Source organism: Nocardiopsis flavescens (assembly GCF_900141985.1).
GTDB lineage: Bacteria > Actinomycetota > Actinomycetes > Streptosporangiales > Streptosporangiaceae > Nocardiopsis > Nocardiopsis flavescens.
Genome location: NZ_FQZK01000026.1, coordinates 54,060 through 71,720, shown reverse-complemented (window position 1 = coordinate 71,720; position 17,661 = coordinate 54,060). Strand labels below are relative to the sequence as shown.

Annotated in this window: 17 protein-coding genes; 8 read left to right on the top strand and 9 right to left on the bottom strand. The window is 74.7% G+C overall.

Annotated features, from left to right (window positions below; genetic code table 11):
• The coding region (locus BUE45_RS33010; protein WP_218619596.1) for a hypothetical protein at positions 1–221 on the top strand (221 nt) is incomplete at its 5' end.
• A 555-nt stretch (positions 222–776) separates the two neighbouring features.
• On the opposite strand, the gene BUE45_RS34115 is transcribed toward BUE45_RS33010, so the two are convergent.
• Positions 777–911, bottom strand: coding sequence for a hypothetical protein (locus BUE45_RS34115; RefSeq protein ID WP_378664206.1), 135 nt, complete (start codon positions 909–911; stop codon positions 777–779).
• A 14-nt stretch (positions 912–925) separates the two neighbouring features.
• On the opposite strand from BUE45_RS34115, the gene BUE45_RS34110 reads away from it, so the two are divergent.
• From BUE45_RS34110 to BUE45_RS27155, 3 genes are all read left to right on the top strand, one after another.
• Positions 926–1,318, top strand: coding sequence for an anti-sigma factor (locus tag BUE45_RS34110; protein ID WP_394328545.1), 393 nt, complete (start codon positions 926–928; stop codon positions 1,316–1,318).
• Between the two features lie 209 nt (positions 1,319–1,527).
• Complete coding sequence (locus tag BUE45_RS27160; RefSeq protein WP_073383557.1) at positions 1,528–3,147, top strand: AMP-binding protein; 1,620 nt, start codon at positions 1,528–1,530, stop codon at positions 3,145–3,147.
• A gap of 172 nt (positions 3,148–3,319) precedes the next feature.
• Positions 3,320–3,868: a MarR family winged helix-turn-helix transcriptional regulator gene (locus BUE45_RS27155; RefSeq protein WP_084737939.1), complete on the top strand. Its 549-nt coding sequence runs from the start codon at positions 3,320–3,322 to the stop codon at positions 3,866–3,868.
• Positions 3,869–4,021: 153 nt separating this feature from the next.
• On the opposite strand, the gene BUE45_RS27150 is transcribed toward BUE45_RS27155, so the two are convergent.
• Positions 4,022–5,266: an extracellular catalytic domain type 1 short-chain-length polyhydroxyalkanoate depolymerase gene (locus BUE45_RS27150; RefSeq protein ID WP_073383555.1), complete on the bottom strand. Its 1,245-nt coding sequence runs from the start codon at positions 5,264–5,266 to the stop codon at positions 4,022–4,024.
• A 233-nt stretch (positions 5,267–5,499) separates the two neighbouring features.
• On the opposite strand from BUE45_RS27150, the gene BUE45_RS27145 reads away from it, so the two are divergent.
• Positions 5,500–6,327, top strand: a complete 828-nt coding sequence (locus BUE45_RS27145; RefSeq protein ID WP_073383552.1) for a 3-hydroxybutyrate dehydrogenase — start codon at positions 5,500–5,502, stop codon at positions 6,325–6,327.
• Positions 6,312–8,297 (top strand): helix-turn-helix domain-containing protein, encoded by a 1,986-nt coding sequence (locus BUE45_RS27140; RefSeq protein WP_073383550.1) that lies wholly within the window; start codon positions 6,312–6,314, stop codon positions 8,295–8,297. The genes BUE45_RS27145 and BUE45_RS27140 overlap by 16 nt, the downstream gene beginning before the upstream one ends.
• Here BUE45_RS27140 and BUE45_RS27135 read toward each other — a convergent pair.
• From BUE45_RS27135 to BUE45_RS27110, 6 genes are read right to left on the bottom strand one after another with little or no spacing between them, the layout of a single operon-like run.
• Complete coding sequence (locus BUE45_RS27135; RefSeq protein ID WP_073383547.1) at positions 8,223–9,125, bottom strand: alpha/beta fold hydrolase; 903 nt, start codon at positions 9,123–9,125, stop codon at positions 8,223–8,225. The two genes, BUE45_RS27140 and BUE45_RS27135, sit on opposite strands and share 75 nt — an antisense overlap.
• A 13-nt stretch (positions 9,126–9,138) precedes the next feature.
• Positions 9,139–10,248 carry a branched-chain amino acid ABC transporter permease gene (locus BUE45_RS27130; protein ID WP_073383545.1) on the bottom strand — a complete coding sequence of 370 codons (1,110 nt, stop codon included), beginning with the start codon at positions 10,246–10,248 and terminating at the stop codon, positions 9,139–9,141.
• Positions 10,245–11,144: a branched-chain amino acid ABC transporter permease gene (locus BUE45_RS27125; RefSeq protein ID WP_073383542.1), complete on the bottom strand. Its 900-nt coding sequence runs from the start codon at positions 11,142–11,144 to the stop codon at positions 10,245–10,247. The genes BUE45_RS27130 and BUE45_RS27125 overlap by 4 nt, the downstream gene beginning before the upstream one ends.
• Positions 11,141–11,905: an ABC transporter ATP-binding protein gene (locus tag BUE45_RS27120; protein ID WP_073383540.1), complete on the bottom strand. Its 765-nt coding sequence runs from the start codon at positions 11,903–11,905 to the stop codon at positions 11,141–11,143. The genes BUE45_RS27125 and BUE45_RS27120 overlap by 4 nt, the downstream gene beginning before the upstream one ends.
• Complete coding sequence (locus tag BUE45_RS27115) at positions 11,902–12,693, bottom strand: ABC transporter ATP-binding protein (protein ID WP_073383537.1); 792 nt, start codon at positions 12,691–12,693, stop codon at positions 11,902–11,904. The genes BUE45_RS27120 and BUE45_RS27115 overlap by 4 nt, the downstream gene beginning before the upstream one ends.
• Entirely contained in the window at positions 12,690–13,871 is a 1,182-nt protein-coding gene (locus BUE45_RS27110; RefSeq protein WP_073383534.1) for a substrate-binding domain-containing protein, read from the bottom strand. The genes BUE45_RS27115 and BUE45_RS27110 overlap by 4 nt, the downstream gene beginning before the upstream one ends.
• 442 nt (positions 13,872–14,313) lie before the next feature.
• Between BUE45_RS27110 and BUE45_RS33005 the strand changes: the two genes are divergently transcribed.
• Positions 14,314–14,529, top strand: coding sequence for a hypothetical protein (locus BUE45_RS33005; RefSeq protein ID WP_218619597.1), 216 nt, complete (start codon positions 14,314–14,316; stop codon positions 14,527–14,529).
• Between the two features lie 107 nt (positions 14,530–14,636).
• Here BUE45_RS33005 and BUE45_RS27100 read toward each other — a convergent pair whose 3' ends face one another.
• Positions 14,637–16,523 carry a PASTA domain-containing protein gene (locus BUE45_RS27100; protein ID WP_073383529.1) on the bottom strand — a complete coding sequence of 629 codons (1,887 nt, stop codon included), beginning with the start codon at positions 16,521–16,523 and terminating at the stop codon, positions 14,637–14,639.
• A gap of 141 nt (positions 16,524–16,664) precedes the next feature.
• On the opposite strand from BUE45_RS27100, the gene BUE45_RS27095 reads away from it, so the two are divergent.
• Positions 16,665–17,639, top strand: coding sequence for an ADP-ribosylglycohydrolase family protein (locus tag BUE45_RS27095; RefSeq protein ID WP_073383527.1), 975 nt, complete (start codon positions 16,665–16,667; stop codon positions 17,637–17,639).
• The last annotated feature ends 22 nt before the right edge of the window (positions 17,640–17,661 follow it).

Genomic DNA, 17,661 nt, shown 5'->3' with positions numbered 1-17,661 from the left:
CGTCGTGTGACGGGGCCAAAACAAACTTGGCTGTAAAAATCGAACACGCGCTGTTGAGTTCTCAAGAAGCAACCGCCCTTCCCGTACAAGCACCGGACCTGGGTCCGTGTTGCTCTTCCGTGGAAGGCGTCTGCGTTTCCGCTTTGTTGTGTCTTCACTTTATCAGTGTTTCTGCGACCCGCCAAACCGGCGTTTTCGCGGAACTTCCTGATTTTCCGTGAAGGCTTGTGCCCCTTTCGAGGCGACCCGACCGAGTTTACATGGCCGAAGCAGTGCTTCGGACCGGTTCACTCCGGAAGGGGTTGGCCGCTGATCCCGGTCCGGTGCTGAGCCCGCTCCTCAGTGGAGCCGCTCGCCGTCCCGTTGGCGACTCGCAGAACATTACCCCCGTCCGCGGAGCGCGGCAAACCGAACCCCGTGTGTCGCCACTCACACGCCGTATCCACCGCCCCACGGGGTTTTCCGGTCTGTGCGGCCTCCTACCGGGGCCGGCCCCTCCCGTGTCTCCGGAAGGGCGGGGCTCCCTTCCGCGCCTTCCCCTCCGGCGCACGCGGAAGCGGTCCCCCTCGGGGAATCCGGCACGAACCGAACGGCGCCGACGGCCCCCGGTCTGCGGGAGTCGGGGAAAGTCGCGCACCGAACGGGCCGTTTCCGGGAATCCCCGGCGAAAGGGGGCCGCGCCCGGCGGTCAGGTCCGGGCGGAGGGTGTCCGCGCCGCGAACGCGGGCGGTGCCCGCCTTTCCTGTCGGGAAGGACGGGCACCGCGCATACCCCGGTCAGCCCTCGTCGTCCATGGAGTCCTCGGATATCCCGTCCTCCATGGGCTGTTCGGACATCTCCTCCGAGTCCACGGTGCCGTCCCCTCCCGGGGTGGTGTTCTCACAGGCCGCCAGGCCGAGTACGGCGGTCATCCCGATTCTCGGTCGTGGTGTCGGGGGCCCTGGTGTCCGTCAACGGGCGGCTGGCCGCGCAGGAGGCGCGGACGGCGGAGGTGGAGGAGCTACTCGCGGCGGCGGACACGAACATGGTGTCGGCTCCGCTGGGGGACGGCCGGGCGGCGGTCTTCGCCTCCTACGACCGCGACGCCGCGGTCCTGGTGGTGGAGGGCCTTCCGGCCGCTCCGGCGGGCATGGTGTACCGCATGTGGTGGGTGGACGGGGGCGGGCCCCGCCCGGCCGGGGTCCTGGAGCCGTCGGGCGGCGACCGCCACGCGGGCGTCGCCGACGCCATGGGGGCGCCCGACCAGCTGTGGGTGTCCCTGGAGCCGGAGGGCGACGTGTCCGGACCCGGCGGCGGGGAGCTGAGCATCGACCTGTGAGGTTCCGACCGCGGCCGGCGGGGACGGCTGTCGACAAGGGGACAAGGCTCCGAAGTGACAAGGACCGGCGCGTGACCGCTCACCCGCGTTCCAAGAAACGGCCGCGCCCCCTCGCCTACGGTCGCAGTACTTGCGGGCGGTCACGCGGCGAAGGCCGTCCGGGCAGGCGCGGAAGGCTTCGCCCGTCCCCGTACCCCCTCGGAGACAGCATGGCTACCGATGGTCCGTCCCGTGTCCGACACTCCCTCGCCGTGGCCCGGGTCCTGGTGCGCGCGGGAGTCCTCGCGCCGGGTCGGCCCGACAGGGTCGCCCGGCAGCTCCGCGCCCTGAGGACCTGGGGGGCGACGATCGCGGGCGGGTACGCGGCCGCCCAGGAGCGCGTCCCCGACCGGGTCGCCGTCGCGGACGAGCGGGGGGACAGCACTTTCGCGGAGATGAACCTGCGCGGGCGGGCGCTGGCCCGGTCGCTGCGCGCCGCCGGAGCGGGTCCGGGGAGCAGGGTGGGGCTGCTGTGCCGCAACCACAGCGGTTTCGTGCAGACCATGATCGCCTGCGGCCGTCTGGGCGCGGACACCCTGCTGCTGAACACCGGGCTGTCCGCGCCGCAGCTGGCGGACGTGGTGGAGGCCGACGGGATCTCGGTCCTGGTGGCCGACGAGGAGTTCGCGCGGCTGTGCGCGGACCTGCCGGCGGGGGTGGCGCGGCTGACGGCGTGGAGCGATGCCGGAGCGTCGGACCTGGCGTGGGGGAGCGGTGTCCCGGAGGGGGAGGACCCGGAGCCCCCGCGGGTTCCGGGGCGGCTGGTCGTGCTGACGTCGGGGACGACGGGCACGCCCAAGGGGGCGCGGCGGCCCACCCCGAGGGGCCCGCAGGACGCGGCGTCGGTGCTGTCGCGGATCCCGCTGCGGTCCTCGGACCGGATCCTGGTGTCGGCGCCCGCGTTCCACACCTGGGGCCTGGCCGGGGTGCAGCTGGGGATGTCGATGCGTGCGACCTTGGTGATGCGGCGGGTGTTCGAGCCGGAGGACGTGCTGCGGACGGTCCAGGAGCGGCGGTGCACGGCGCTGTTCGCGGTGCCGGTGATGCTGCGGCGGATCATGGACCTGCCCCGCTCGACGCGGGCCGCCTACGACACGTCGTCGCTGCGGGTGGTGGCGGTCAGCGGCTCGGCGATGAGCCCGAAGCTGATCACCGGCTTCATGGACGAGTTCGGGGACGTCCTCTACAACCTGTACGGGTCCACGGAGGTGTCGTGGGCGACGATCGCCGCCCCGGAGGACCTGCGCGCGTCGCCGACGACGGCCGGACGGCCGCCGCTGGGGACGCGGGTGGCGGTGGTGGACGCGGACGGGGTGGAGCTGCCGCCGGGGCACGAGGGGTCGATCATGGTCGGCAACGAGATGCTGTTCGACGGCTACACCGACGGCCGGAGCAGGCGGGTGGCCGGGGGGCTCATGGAGACGGGGGACCGGGGCCGCGTCGACGCCGACGGGCTGCTGCACGTGGCGGGCCGGGACGACGACATGATCGTCTCGGGCGGGGAGAACGTGTTCCCGCGCCCGGTGGAGGAGGTGATCGTGGCCCTGCCCGGGGTGCGCGAGGTCGTGGTGGCGGGGGTGCCGGACGAAGAGTTCGGCCAGCGGTTCGCGGCGTTCGTGGTGCCGCACGAGGGCGTGTCCTTGGACCCCAACGAGATCCGGATGCGGGTGCGGGGGCTGCTGGGCCGCTTCTCGGTGCCGCGGGACGTGGTGTTCCTGGAGGAGCTGCCGCGCAACGCGACCGGGAAGGTGGTCAAGGGCCGGCTGCCGCTGGACGCGCCGCGGGGGTGACGGGTAGGGTTCCGTCTCCCCTCCGGAGCGGTGGCGGCACCCCCGGTACCGGCGGAAGGGGCGCCCCCCCGGGGCGGGATGCGAAACCTCAGGGGATCGAGTTCCTTTTTTCCTTGTGTGCAAGACAATTGTGCGCTTTGACATCGGGTACGGGGTTACTACCATGTTGCCGATGCCCGACCGATCTCCAGCCCCTGCCGGCGATTTCCTGCTTCCCGCCGTCGATGAGCAGATGTGCTTCGCTCTCTACGCGGCGTCCCGTGCGGTGACCAACCTCTACCGACCGCTCCTGGACCCCCTGAAGCTCACCTATCCGCAGTACCTCGTGATGATGCTGCTGTGGGAGCGGGGCGAGTGCTCGGTCAAGGACGTGTGCGCCGCGCTCCAGCTGGACTACGGCACGCTCACCCCGCTGCTGAAGCGGCTGGAGGCGCGCGACCTGCTGAACCGCGACCGGGACCCGCGCGACGAGCGCTCCGTGCTGATCACCCTCACCGAGGAGGGGGCGGCGATGCGGGCGCTGGCCGAGGGGATACCCGAGGCGATCGGGGAGGTCATCGACTTCTCGGACGAGGAGTACGAGACCACCCGGCTCGCCCTGCGCCGGCTGACGGCGAACGTGCTGGCCGGCCGGGCGCGGGTGCCCGCGCAGATCGCCGCGCCGGCCGGGGAGGACGTTCCGCCGGCGGACGGGGGGCCGGACTCCGGCACACAGGACTGAGAGGGGCTCGTCTCCGTCGCCGCACCGTCGTGGACGGATGCGGCGACGGGCGGTCCGGGCGCCGCGGGGGTCGTGCCCGGCCCGGGGCTGCGGGCGGGCCGGGGAGGAGATCCCCGGCCCGCCCGCTCTCGTTCTCCCGGCCCGCCGGCGCCCTCAGCAGGCGCCGGGGGTGTTCTCCCAGTGTCCGGGCGAGGTCTCGGTGAGGGAGGTCGTCACGAAGACGTTCCACAGGCCGAGCGCGTCGTCGGAGCCCAGGGCGTAGGCCTGTCCGGAGCGGTGCACGGCGCGTCCCGCCTGGACGTGGGAGTAGTTGCTGGCGCGCACGCACTCCCCGGGGCCCTCGGTGGGCTCCTCCGTCGGCTCCCCGGTGGGCTCCTCCGTGGGTTCGCCGGTGGGCTGGGGGCCGGGGTCGCCGTCCAAGCCCCAGAACTGCGCGGTGTATCCGGTGGAGCAGACCGAGGCGAGGAAGTACGCCCCCGCGGTGCCGCAGCCGGAGGAGGGGTCGACGGGGGTGCCGTGGCCCAGCCCGGAGACGGTGTAGTGCGCGACCGGCGCCGAGGCGGCGTCGGGGCCGCCGAAGTACGAGGCGGTGGTGGACCCCGGCAGGGACTCGGTGGCGGTGGGGGAGCCGGGGACACCGTGGACGTCGGTCCACTGCCGGACGCTGCCGGTGCCGTTGGCGGGGGCGACGGTGGTGTCGGAGGTGCCGTGCCAGACGGCCACCCGCGGCCAGGGGCCGGTCCACCCGGGGTTCTTGGCGCGGACCCGGTCGCCCCACTGCTCCGGGGTCTGGGTCCTGCCGGGGTTCATACAGGTGAAGGCGTCCAGCATGCCCGTGGCGCAGCCCGCGGGGACCCCGGCCACGACGGCACCGCCGGCGAAGAGGTCGGGGTGGGCCGAGAGCACCTCGCTCACCATGGCGCCGCCGGCGGACAGGCCGGAGGCGTACACGCGGTCGGCGTCGAGGCCGTGGGCGGACACGGTGTGCTCCACCATGGAGCGGACCGAGCGGGTCTCGCCGGAGTCGCGGGCCACGTCCCCGGGCTCGAACCAGTTGAAGCAGCGGGTGGCGTTGTTGGCGGTCTTCTGCTCGGCGTAGGCGAGGGCGAACCCGCCCGTGTCGGCGGCCTGCGCCCAGCCGGAGTTGCGGTGGTAGGCGGCGGCGTCCTGCGCGCAGCCGTGGAAGAGCACCACCAGGGGCGCGTTCGCGGGCAGCCCGTCGGGGACGTAGGTGTACAGGGACAGGTTGCCGGGGTTGGCGCCGAACGAGGCGACGGGCGTGAGCACGGCGGCGTGGGCGCGGGGCGCCAGGGCGGCGAGCAGCGCGGCGGTGGTGACGAGGACGGTGGCCAGGGCGAGGGCGAGGGGCACCCGCGCGCGGCGGGCGGCGGAGTCCATGGGGGTTGCCTCCAGGGGATACGGCGTGAGCGGGGGTTCGGCCGAACCGTTTCCGGGACATTAACCCGGGTGTGACGTACGCGACATGTAGCGGAGGCCCCGATCACACACCCCTGTCCAGTGCGAACCCCACAGGGGGTGGCCGGGGGATGGCCCATGTCCACATGTCCGGCCCCGGGGGTGTGTCCCCGCCTCCTATCCCCCGGCCGGGCGGGCGGGCCTACCTTGCTGCCATGACGACGCACGAGTTCCCGGCGGGCACGGCGCGGCGCGCGCCCCGGCCGCCCTCCCCCCGTCCCGCGGAGCACACCGCCCGGGTCGACCTGACCGGCAAGACCGCCTTCGTCTCCGGTGCCGCCAGCGGCATCGGCCGGGCCTGCGCGCTGCGGCTGGCGGACGCCGGTGCCGCCGTCCGCCTGGTCGACGTGGACTCCGCGGCCCTGGCGGGGCTGGCCGACCGGGGCGTGGGCGAGCCCGTCGTGCTGGACCTGACGGACCTGGACGCCGCCGAGGAGGCGGCCCGGGGCGCCGACATCGTCGTGAACAACGCGGGCGTGCAGACGGTCGCGCCGGTGCAGGACTTCCCTCCGGACCGGTTCTCCTTCATCCTTCGTCTCATGGTCGAGTCGCCCTTCCGCGTGGTGCGCGGCGCTCTGCCGCACATGTACGAGCGGGGCTGGGGGAGGATCGTCAACATCTCCTCCGTGCACGGGCTGCGGGCCTCGGCCTACAAGTCGGCGTACGTGACGGCCAAGCACGGGCTGGAGGGGTTCTCCAAGGTGGTCGCCCTGGAGGGGGCCGCACACGGGGTGACCTCCAACTGTGTGAACCCGGGCTATGTGCGCACGCCGCTGGTGGAGAGGCAGATCGCGGCCCAGGCGGCGGCGCACGGCATCCCCGAGGAGCGGGTGGTGTCGGAGGTGCTGCTGGCGCGGACCCCGCTGAAGCGGTTGATCGAACCGGAGGAGGTGGCCGAACTGGTCGCCTACCTGTGCGGTGGCGACGCCTCGTACGTCAACGGGGCGTCGCTGCCGGTGGACGGAGCTTGGAGCGCGAGCTGAACACGACCCCTTCCCGGCCCGGGGACGACCCTGCGGGCGTCTCCGGCCAGGCCTTCTTCCTGGACCTGCTGCTGCGCGACGCCCCGGCGGTGGAGTACGAGCGCCCGGTTCTGCGGGCGCGGGCGCGGGGCGCCGACCCCGGGGCCGTGGCGGAGCTGGAGGCGGCCAAGCTGACGGCGCTGCGGGTGCGCTCGGTGATGAGGGACCGCCGGCGCCGGGAGTCGGAGCTGGGCGCGCTGTTCGAGACCGCCAACGACCTGGCGGGGATGCGCAGCCTGGACCAGGTGCTGCGGGCGATCGTGGAGCGGGCGCGCAACCTGCTGGGCACCGACATCGCGTACCTGACTCTGAGCGACCCCGAGGCGGGCGGCACGGTGATGCGGGTGACCTCGGGGTCGGTGTCGGCGTCGTTCCAGCGGCTGCGCCTGGGGGCGGGCAAGGGGCTGGGCGGGCTGGTGGCCACGACGGCGCTGCCGTACGTGACGGCGAACTACTTCGCGGACCCGCGGTTCGCGCACGCGGAGAACATCGACCACGCGGTGCGCGAGGAGGGCCTGGTGGCCATCCTGGGGGTGCCGCTGAAGATGAACGGCCGGGACGTGGGCGTGCTGTTCGCGGCGAACCGGCGGGAGCGGCCGTTCGCGCACTCGGAGGTGGCGCTGCTGTCCTCGCTTGCCGCCCACGCCGCGATCGCGATCGACAGCGCCAACCTCATCGACGACACCCGCAGGGCGCTGGACGAGCTGCACACCGTCAACGAGCGGCTGCAGCGGCACACCGCGTCGGTGGAGCGGTCGGCGGCGGCCCACGACCGCCTCACGGACCTGGTGCTGCGCGGCGGCGGGGTGCGGGAGGTGGCGGCGGCCATCGCGGAGGTGCTGGGCGGGTCGGTGACGGTCCGGGACGTGACCACGGACGTGACGGTGACGGCGACCCCGCAGGGGTCGGTCACCGAGCGCCCGCACCCGCAGGAGCGGGACGGGGCCGTGGAGGAGGCGGTGCGCGTGGCACTGGCGAGCGGCCGGGCCGTGCGCGCCGGGGACGCCTGGGTGGCGTCCGCGGCGGCGGGCAGCGAGCCGCTGGGCACGCTGGTGCTGCGCGGGGTGCGGCTGGACGAGACCGACCAGCGGGTGCTGGAGCGGGCGGCGATGGTGACGGCCCTGCTGCTGCTGATCCGCCGCTCGGTGAGCGAGACCGAGCACCGTGTGCGCGGCGACCTGCTGAACGAGCTGCTGGAGAACCCGGCGCGCGACCCGGCGTCGCTGCGGGAGCGGGCGGCCCTGCTGCACGCGGACCTGGACGCCCCGCACGTGCTGGTGGTGGCGGAGGCGCCGGGCGCGGACCCGGGGCGGCTGCGCTCGGCGGCCACGCACGTGGCGGAGACGACCGGCGGCCTGGCGGGGAGCCGGGCGGGCCGGCTGGTGCTGGCGCTGCCGGGGACCGATCCCCGCGCGGTCGGGCGCCGGGCCGCGGAGGAGCTGGCGCCGGCCGCCGGGGGAGCGCCGGTGACGGTGGGACTGGCCGGGCCGACGGACGGCCCGGGCGGGTTCGGTCCGGCGTTCTCGGAGGCGGCGCGGTGCGTGGAGACGCTGCGGGCGCTGGGGCGGGAGGGCGATCTGGCGACCGCGGAGGACCTGGGGTTCTCCGGGCTGCTGCTGGGACGGGACCGGGACGTGCCGGGGTTCGTGCGGTCCGCGCTGGGCCCGCTGCTGGAGTACGACGAGCAGCGGGGGACGGTGCTGGTGGAGACGCTGCGCGCCTACTTCGCGGCCGGGGGCAACCTGTCGCGGGCCCGGACGGCGCTGCACATCCACGTGAACACGGTGGCGCAGCGCCTGGAGCGGATCGGCCGGCTCATCGGGGAGGACTGGCAGCACCCCGACCGCGCGCTGGAGCTACAGCTGGCGCTGCACCTGCACGGTCTCCTGGACCAGGGCGTGGACCTGCGCGGCGAGCAGCCGGGCCGTTGAGGAGAACAGCGGCGTGTAGTGGTTGTCGTCGGGCAGCTCGACGGTGGCCAGGGTGTCGGGCAGGCCGGCGAGGCGCTCGGGCGTGTACAGCCCCGGCGCCTCGTCCATGAGCCCGCGCGCGGCCCACAGCAGGCGGGCGGGGACGGGGAGCCGGTGGACGGCGCCGAGGACCTCCGCGTCGGCGAGGACCTGGGCGCCGTCGGTGCGCACGGCCGCCTCGTCGCAGGTGGAGCGCAGGTCGGGGGCGGTGCCGGCGAGGTCGCGCAAGATGTAGGCGTCGACCCACGGGTTCCAGCGCCCCGCGAAGGCGGGGTGCCGCCGCCAGAAGGCCCGGTAGTCGTCGGGGGACGCGAAGGTCGTGCGCAGCCGCACCATGGCCGGGCCCAGCACGGAGTCGATGTCGGTCCCCGCGGGGGCGGGCAGTCCGTGCCCGCCGTCGACGAGCAGCAGCCCGGACACCCGGTCGGGGTGGCGGACGGCGGCCAGGCAGGACACGAACGCGCCCATGGAGTGGCCGACCCAGACGGTGCGCTCCACGCCCAGGCGGTCCAGGACGGCGACGAGGTCGTCGGCGTGGGCGGCCAGGCCGTGCGGTCCGGGCAGGGCGCCGCTGGCCCCGCGCCCGCGCAGGTCGGGGGCGTGCAGCGGGGGCCCGCCGCGGGCGGCCAGCTCGGCCGCCAGGCGGGCGAAGGAGTGGCCGTTGGCGGTGATGCCGTGGACGGCCAGGACGGGGACGCCGGGGCCCTCGCCCCACCGGGTGACGGCCAGGCCGCCCCCGGCGACGGGGACGGTGTACTCGTCCCCGGCGACCGGGGTGGTGTCGCTCATGTGGATGTCCCTCTCACTCGCGTGCGGTCCGCCGGTCGCGCAGCGCCGACCGGATCCGTCCGGGAAGGGCCACGAGGCCGCCCGGGAAGAAGAAGACCATCAGCACGAACAGCGTGCCGAGGATGAACAGGGGCTGGGACAGCGGGGCGGCGATCCACTCGGGCAGGCCCGCGAAGGAGTCCCCGCCGACCTGGCGGAGCCGGTGCTCGGCGTAGGTGTACAGCCCGGCGCCGAGCAGGGCGCCCCAGCGGCTGCCCGCGCCGCCCAGGGCCACCATCACCAGCAGGGTGAGGGTGAACTCGGCGGTGGTGATGGTGGGGGTGACGCCGCCGGTGACCAGCAGGTAGACGACGCCGCCCAGCGAGGCCAGGCCGCCGCCGACGGTGAACGCGGCCAGCTTGTAGGGGTAGGGGTTCACCCCCAGGACGGCGACGCGCTGCTCGTTGGCGCGGATGCCCTGCCAGACCCGGCCCACGGGGGAGGACGACAGCCACCACACCGCGGCGGTCGCGAACGCGGCGTAGGCGACCGCCACCCAGTAGAGGTTGGCGGTGTTCATGACGCCCACGAACGCGTCGGGCACCACGGCGGTGTTGAGGGACAGGCCCTCCTCTCCGCCGGTGAGCCGTCCCGGGTCGCGGGACACCAGGATGGACCCGGCCTGGGCGAACGCCAGGGTGACCATGGCCAGCGCGATGCCGTTGACGCGCAGCGCGACCGCGCCCAGGAGCAGGGACAGCAGGGTTCCGGCCAGGACGGACAGGAGTGCCGCCGCCGGGAGGGGCAGCTCCAGGACGCGCATGAGCAGCGCGGCCGTGTAGGCCCCGCAGGCGAAGTACAGGGCGTGTCCGAAGGACAGCAGGCCCACCCGCCCGTACAGCAGGTCGTAGCTGGTGGCCAGGCCGCCGAACACCAGGCAGAACGCGATGAGGTGCAGGGTGGCCGGGGAGTTGAGGGCGCCCTCGAACAGGCCGGGGACGGTCACGGTGGAGAAGGGCAGGGTGGCCAGGGCCACCAGTACGGCGGCGGGGACCGCCCAGCGGGGGAGGCGGCGGCGGGTGCGCGGCGTCCCGGCGGCGGTGTCGTCCGCGGGGGTCGCCCGGGGTCCGGTCTCGGTGATCATGCCACCCTCTCCGCGGATTTCTTCGCGGCCAGTCCGCCCTGCCGGGTGAGCAGCACGAGGGCGAGGACGATGACCACGGCGATGTCGCCGAGCCCGGCGACCGTGTAGTAGTTGGCGAACTGCTGGACCAGGGCGACGGTGACCGAGGCGATCGCGCACCCGGTCAGCGAGGTGGTGCCGCCGATGACCACGACGATGAACGCGAAGATCAGCAGTGACATGCCCTGGGTGGGGGTGACCACTCCGTAGTAGAGGCCGCCCAGCGCCCCGGCCAGGGCCGCCGCGGCGCCGCCGATGGCGAACACCAGGGTGAAGGACCTGCGGACGTCGATGCCCAGGGCGGTGACCATGGCCCGGTCCTGGACCCCGGCGCGGACGATGAGCCCGTAGCGGGTGCGGGAGTTGAACAGCCACAGGGCGGTGAACAGTGCGGCGGCGGCGAGGATGAGCAGCAGCCGGTCCCTGGGGATGGAGGCTCCCAGGACCTCGACGGTGCCGCGCACGAGCTGCGGCTTGGGGAAGGTGAGCGGGTCGGCGCCCCAGACGGCCTGGAGGAGCGCGGGAGTGGCGAGGCTGAGGCCGACGGTGGCGAGGATCTGCTCGCGGTGCCTGCCGTAGAGGGGGCGGATGACGCACAGTTCGACGAGGGTGGCGGCCAGGGTTCCGGCGGCGACGCCGAACGCCAGGGCCAGCAGGAACCCGATCCCGTCGGGCCCGGCCCCGGGCAGGAAGGACGCCGCCCACCAGGTGCCGTAGGCGCCCAGGGCGAGGAAGGCGCCGTGCGCGAAGTTGAGCACGTCCATCAGGCCGAAGATCAGCGACAGCCCGGAGGCGATGAGGAAGTAGAGGGCGCCCAGGCCGAGCCCGGTGACGATGAGGAGGACCACGGTGCTCACGGGGTCGGCCTCCCTTCGGTGTCGGTGGCGGCCGCGGGGGCGGCGGGTGCGGCCGCGCGGGACACGCCGAGGAGTTCGCGGACGCGGTCGGCGTCGTCGAGGAGGTCCGCGGCGGGCCCGGTGTGGACGACCCGGCCGGCGTCCAGGACGACGGCGTCGCCCGCGACCCGGCGGACCAGGGACAGGTTCTGCTCGACGAGCAGCACCGGCACCCGCTCGGCGGCACGGGCCACCGCGTCGGCGACCTCGCGGACGATGCGCGGGGCCAGGCCCTTGGTGGGCTCGTCGACGATGAGGAGCCGGTTGTCGTTCAGCAGGGCGCGGCCGATGGCGAGCATCTGCTGCTGTCCGCCGGACAGGGTGCCCGCGGGCTGGTCGCGGCGCCGCTCCAGTTCGGGGAACAGCTCGTGGACCAGGTCATAGCGGTGGGGGCCGGGGCGGCGTTCGGCGATGCGCAGGTTCTCGGCGACGGTGAGGGCGGCGAAGATCCCGCGATCCTCGGGCACGTAGCCGATGCCGCGGGCGACGATGGCGTGGGTGGGCGCGGCGGTGATGTCGGCGCCGTCGAAGGCGATCCGGCCGGCGCGGGGCACCAGGCCCAGGACGGCCTTGACGGTGGTGGTCTTGCCGACGCCGTTGCGACCCAGCAGGGAGGTGACGCCGCGTTCGGGCATGGTGAAGGAGACGCCCTGGAGGATGTGGGAGCCCTCGATCCACACGTTGAGGTCGGCCGCCTCCAGCAGCGGCCCGGCGCCGGTCACGCCCCGTCCCCGAGGTAGGCGGCCTGGACGTCGGGGTCGGCCATGGCGGAGTCGGGGTCGGTGAGGGCGAGCAGGGCGCCGTGGTGCATCACGGCGAGCCGGTCGGCCATGTCGAGGAGCACCTCCATGTGGTGTTCGACCATGAGGACCGTGCACCCCTGTTCGCGGTGCACGTCCCGGATGACGGTGGTGAGTTCGCCGATCTCCCCGGCGCCGACGCCGGCCATGGGCTCGTCCAGGAGGATGAGCCGGGGACGGCGGGCCAGCAGCAGGGCGAGTTCGAGCTTGCGCTTGTCGCCGTGGGAGAGGTCCCCGGCCAGGGCGTCGGCGCGGTGGGAGAGGCGGACCAGGTCCAGGGCCGCGGACGCCTCGGGGCCGCCGTCGGCCCCGGCGCGCTTCCAGAACCTGCGGGAGTCGCCGGTGCGGGCCTGGACGGCCAGGCCGACGTTGGCGCCGACGGTGAGGTCGGCGAAGACGCTGGAGGTCTGGAAGGTGCGGCCCATGCCCAGGCGGGCCCGCTTGTGGGGGGCGTCCCGGGTGATGTCGGCGCCGCCCAGGGAGACGGTGCCCGCGGTGGGACGGGTGAGGCCGGAGACCAGGTTGAACAGCGAGGTCTTGCCGGCGCCGTTGGGGCCGATGAGGGCCACGAACTCGCCCTCGGCGACGTGCATGGTGACGTCGTCGACGATGACGGCGCCGCCGACCGACCAGCTCAGGCGGTCCAGGGCCAGCGATGTCGCGGCGGCGGGCGCGGGGGGCTTCGCCCCCGGGGCGTCGGCGGCGGTCATTCCCGCTCCGCGGTGACGGGTTCGACGTCGGCGGCGGGGATCTCCGCGACCAGTTCGGGCCGGGCGGACTCGCCGGAGCCGACCAGTTCGACCTGGTACATGGGCTGGAGGAGGGCGTGGTCCTCGGCGCGGACGGTCAGCTCGCCCTTGACCCCGTCGAAGGTCCACCCCTCCAGGGCGGCGACGCGGTCGGCGGTGGTGTCCCCCTCGGTGGCGGCGTGGACGATCATCTGGGCCGCGGTGAAGCCGTCGGGGGTGAACAGGTCGACGGTGCCGCCCTCCTCCTCGACGCGTTCGCGCATGGCCCGGGCGGCCTCGGTGTCGGAGGCGCCGTCGAAGTAGTGGGAGAGGAAGGAGATGTCGCCGCCGGCCTCGCCGAAGACCGGGTAGGAGGCCTTGATGTCCAGGCCGGTGACGACCCGGGTGGAGGAGAGCACGCCCTGCTGGTCCAGGGACTGCCACATGGCGGCGGCGGTCTCGCCCGCCCAGGCGACGAACACCAGGTCGGGGTCGGCCCGGCCGACCTGCTCGGCGAAGGGGGTGAGGTCGGTGGTGTCCGGCGGGGCCAGGACGCTGTCGACCTCGGCGCCCTCCCCGCCCAGGACGGAGGTCACGGCGGTGACGTTGTCCTGGCCGAACGCGTTCTGCTGGGCGAACACGACGACCTTGGACCCCTCGGGGTCGTCCATGAAGCTGCCCGCGGCGAGGATGTCCTGGTAGGTCTGGCGGCCGGAGCGGAAGGTGTTGCCGTTGACGCCGGTGACGGCGTCGGTGGCGGCGGGCCCGGAGATGAAGAGGACGTCGTCCTGCTCGGCCAGCGGGGCGATCTGGACGGCGATGCCGGAGGCGGTGGAACCGGCGATGATGTCGTGGCCGGTGCCGATGAGCTCGCGGGCGGCGGAGACCGCGGCGGTGGGGTCGCCGCCGTCGTCCATGTACTCGACCTCGACGGCGCGGCCGTCGATCTCCAGGGTGCCGCCGGTGGCGTGGTCGAGCCCCGCCTCCAGGCCCTGCCTGTACTGCTCGCCGTAGGTGGCCAGCGGGCCGGTGGCGGAGTAGACGATGCCGATCCTGATCGGCCCGTCCTCACCCCCTCCCGCGGCCTCGCCGGGGCTGCCGCAGGCGGTGAGGGCGAGGACGGCCGCGCACGAGGCGGCGGCCAGGGGGGTCTTGCGCATTTCTCTTCCTCCAGTCGGCACCGCCTGGTCACGATCGCCCGCGCTGGGGGATGGGGTGCCAACCCGAAGGTAGAGCGGCGGTGATCCGTTTCACATGTACGTGTGACATACATTCGGACGCGAACCGGTGTAGGGGGCGGCCACACGCTCCCGTCCCGCCCGGCCTCGGGGTCCGCCCTCCGCGGCACCCCCGGCGGAGGCGGGCCCGGGACCTCTGACCTTGACCTCGACTTTTGTTGAGGAATCATGCCGGTCCCGCGTCCGGGCGGTCCGGCCGCGGGACCGGGGGGATGACCATGGAGCGACCCGTACCGGTGACCGGGGCGACGGGCGACACGGGACGGTACGTGGTGGCGGGGCTGCTCACCGAGGGCGTGCCCGTGCGCGCCCTGGTGCGCCGGAGCGACCACGGGCTGCCGCCGGGGTGGAGGCGGTGGACGGGGTGGCGACGCACTGGGAGGAGCAGCCGCGGGACGAGGCGGCGGCGGAGCTCACCGCCGTGTTCGGCGGGCCCGGGTACGCCGGGGCGGCGCTGACGTACCGGGAGTCCTTGACCGGACGGCCCGAGGAGGTCTCACCCGACGTCGAGCGGGTGCTCGGGCGTCCCGCGCTCGCCTTCGGGGAGTGGGCGCGCGACCGCGCCGACGACTTCCGGTAGGGCGCGCCGCGGCCCTGCCCGGACCGCCCCGGGCAGGGCCGCGGACGCGGAGGGCCCCGGGGGAGGCTCCGCCCTCCCCCGGGGCCCGCACGGCACCGGTGCCCGGGTCAGCAGCGGCCGCGGTCGGACCAGGGTCCCCAGAACGCGCCGGGGGCGGGCGGGGAGTCCCGGTTCCACCAGCGGGCCTCGTACTCGCGGCCGTCGTGGCTCACCCACTGCCCCTCCGGGTAGGTGGTGCCGGGGGCCCAGGCGGGAGAGGAACAGGAGACCTCCTCTTCCCCGTCGTCATCGTCATCGTCGTCGTGGCCGCCGCCTCCGCCGCCACCGCCTCCGGCAGTGCCGCCTCCGCCCCCGCCGTGGTGGCCGCCGTCGCCGCCCCCGCCCTCCTGGTGGGCGGTCTCCTCGTCGCGGGTGTCGTCGGCCTCCTCCGAGGGGGACGCGGAGGGCTCCTCGTCCTCTTCCTCCTCGGGGTCCGGGCCGGTCGAGACGGTCAGCGTGACCTCGCCCTCCTCGGGCAGGATCGACCCCGGCTCGGGGTCCTGGGTGCTGACGCCGCCCTCGTCGACGGTCTCGTGGTGCTCCGCGACCACCAGCGCGGTCAGGCCGACCCGGGTGAGGGCGTCGACGGCGTCCTCCTCCGTCATGCCGTCCAGGGAGGGCACGATGACCCCCTCGCTGACCCGCAGGAGCACCTCCTCCTCGCGGTCGCCCTCCTCGCCCGTGGCGGGCTCGGTGGCCAGGACGGTCCCGGGCAGCAGGTCGGCGGAGTGCTCCTGGACGATCCCGATGCGCGTGAAGCCCGCCTCGCGCAGCAGGTCGCGGGCCTCGTTCTCGGTGTCGCCGACCACGTCGGGGACCAGGGCGCTGCGCGGCCCCACGGACAGCCCCAGCACGACCTCGTCGCCCTGGGACAGCACGGCCCCGGCGCCCGGTTCGCTGCCCGTGACCCCGCCGGGCGCGACGGTGTCGTGGTAGGTGTCCCGGAAGCGCACCACCAGGCCCAGGCCGAGGGCGCCCAGCCGGGTTTCGGCCTCCTCGGCGGTGGCCCCCGCCAGGTCGGGCAGGGTGGCCTCGGCCTCGCGGGGGAACAGGAGCCACCCGGCCGTGAACACGGCGGCGGCCAGCAGGCCGGCGAGGACCAGGACGGGGGCGCGGCGCCGGGAGGGGCGCCGCCGGGACGGTGCGCTCGGGGCCGGGAGCGGGATGGGGCGGGTGGCGTCGGCCCCGCCCTCCTCCGGCGGCCGGGCCAGCGACCGCATCACCTGCTCGACCAGGGTGAGGTACTGGCCCGCGTCGCGGGGCCGGTACCGCGGGTTGGGGTCGGTCGCGTTGGCGACCAGCATGTCCAGGTCGGGCGGCAGGGAGTCCACCAGCGCCGAGGGGCGCAGCGGGCGCTCCTCGTCGGCGCCGACCCGCTCCCCGGTGAGGAGCGCGTGCAGGATCAGCCCCGCCGCGCGCACGTCGGTGCGGGTGTCGGGTGCCTCGTCCTCGGCGGCGTCGAAGAGGAGGGGGAACCCGGTGATGCCCGCCCCGCCGTCCTCGGCGACCACGACCCGGTCGGGGGTCAGGGAGCCGTGCACGATCCCCTGGGAGTGGGCGGCGTCGAGGGCCTCCAGGACCGAGGCGACGATGCCGAGCGCCTCGCGGGCGCCCCGGAGCGGTCCGGCACCGTCCAGGGAGCCGCCGAGGGTCTCGCCGTGGAGGTACTCGTTGACGGCGTAGACCCGGTCGCCGTCCCGGCCGTGGTCGAGGAAGCGGGCCAGGCGCGGGTGGGAGACCGCCTCCAGGTTCTGGGCCCTGCCCTGGAAGGCGTGCACGGCCGGTGCGTCGCCGACCAGCCAGGGGTGCAGGACGGTGGCCACGACGGTGGTCCCGGTGACGCGGTCGTGGGCCGCGTAGGCGCTCCCCGAGGCGTCACTGCGCAGGTGCCGGTCCAGGACGTAGCGCCCGTCCAGGACCGCGCCGGAGTGGGGATCGGGGGTGGGGGTCTCCATGAATCGGAATTCTACGGGCCGAAATTCCGGAATTCGGCTCTGATATCGGACCGTGCCGGCTCGCTCACACGGCCTCCCCGGAAGGCCTCGGGAACGGTAGTGTCGGCCCGTTCCCCGTCCCCTGGAAAGTGCGAGGCAGCCGTGCAGACCCCGTCGACCGGAAGCATCGAGGACCGCGCCGTCGGCGTACTCCTGGGCGGCGCCTGCGGCGACGCCCTGGGCGTGCCCTACGAGTTCGGGCCCACCCTGTCCGAGCGCCGGGTGCCGGAGATGATCGGCGGCGGGCTGGGCCCGTACGCGCCGGGCGAGTACTCCGACGACACCCAGATGGCGGTGTGCATCGCCCGCGCGCTGCGCGACCACGGCGACCCGCTGTCCGCGGAGTCCCTGGACGCGACCGCCGACGCGTTCCTGGACTGGGCGAACGGCGGTGCGACCGACATCGGCAACCAGACCCGCACGGTCATGCGCGGAGCCGGGCACGCCTTCCGCCGCCCCGGGGTGGCCGGGGTGATGGCGGAGTTCGCCGGGGGCCTCTTCGCGCAGGACGTGCCCAGCGCGGGCAACGGGTCGCTGATGCGCACCGGGCCGCTGGCCCTGGCGTACCTGGAGGACCCCGAGGGGCTGGCCCGCGCGGCCGACGCCTACAGCGGCCTGACCCACGGGGACCCGCTGGCGTCGCAGGCCTGTGTGCTGTGGTGCGAGGGGGTGCGCCGGGCCGTGCTGGAGGGCACCCTGGACGGGGTCCGCGGCGGGGTGGAGCTGCTGCCCCGGGACGCGCGGGAGCGCTGGCTGGCGTGGCTGGACGAGGCCGAGGCCGCGGCGCCGCACACGTTCGCGAACAACGGGTTCGTGGTGAGCGCGCTCCAGGCGGCGTGGTCGGCCCTCACCCGCCACCCGGAGGGGTACGTGGCCGCCGTGCACGCGGCGGTGCGGGCGGGCAACGACACCGACACCGTCGCGGCGATCGCCGGGGCGCTGGCCGGGGCCCGGTGGGGCGCGTCCGGCATCCCGGCGGGGTACGTGGAGGCGGTGCACGGGTGGCCCGGGTACCGCGCCGACGGCCTGGCCGGCCTCGCCCTGGAGATCGTGCGGCGCCACTCCGGCCGTTCCTGAGCCCGGGTCCTGGGTCCGGCCC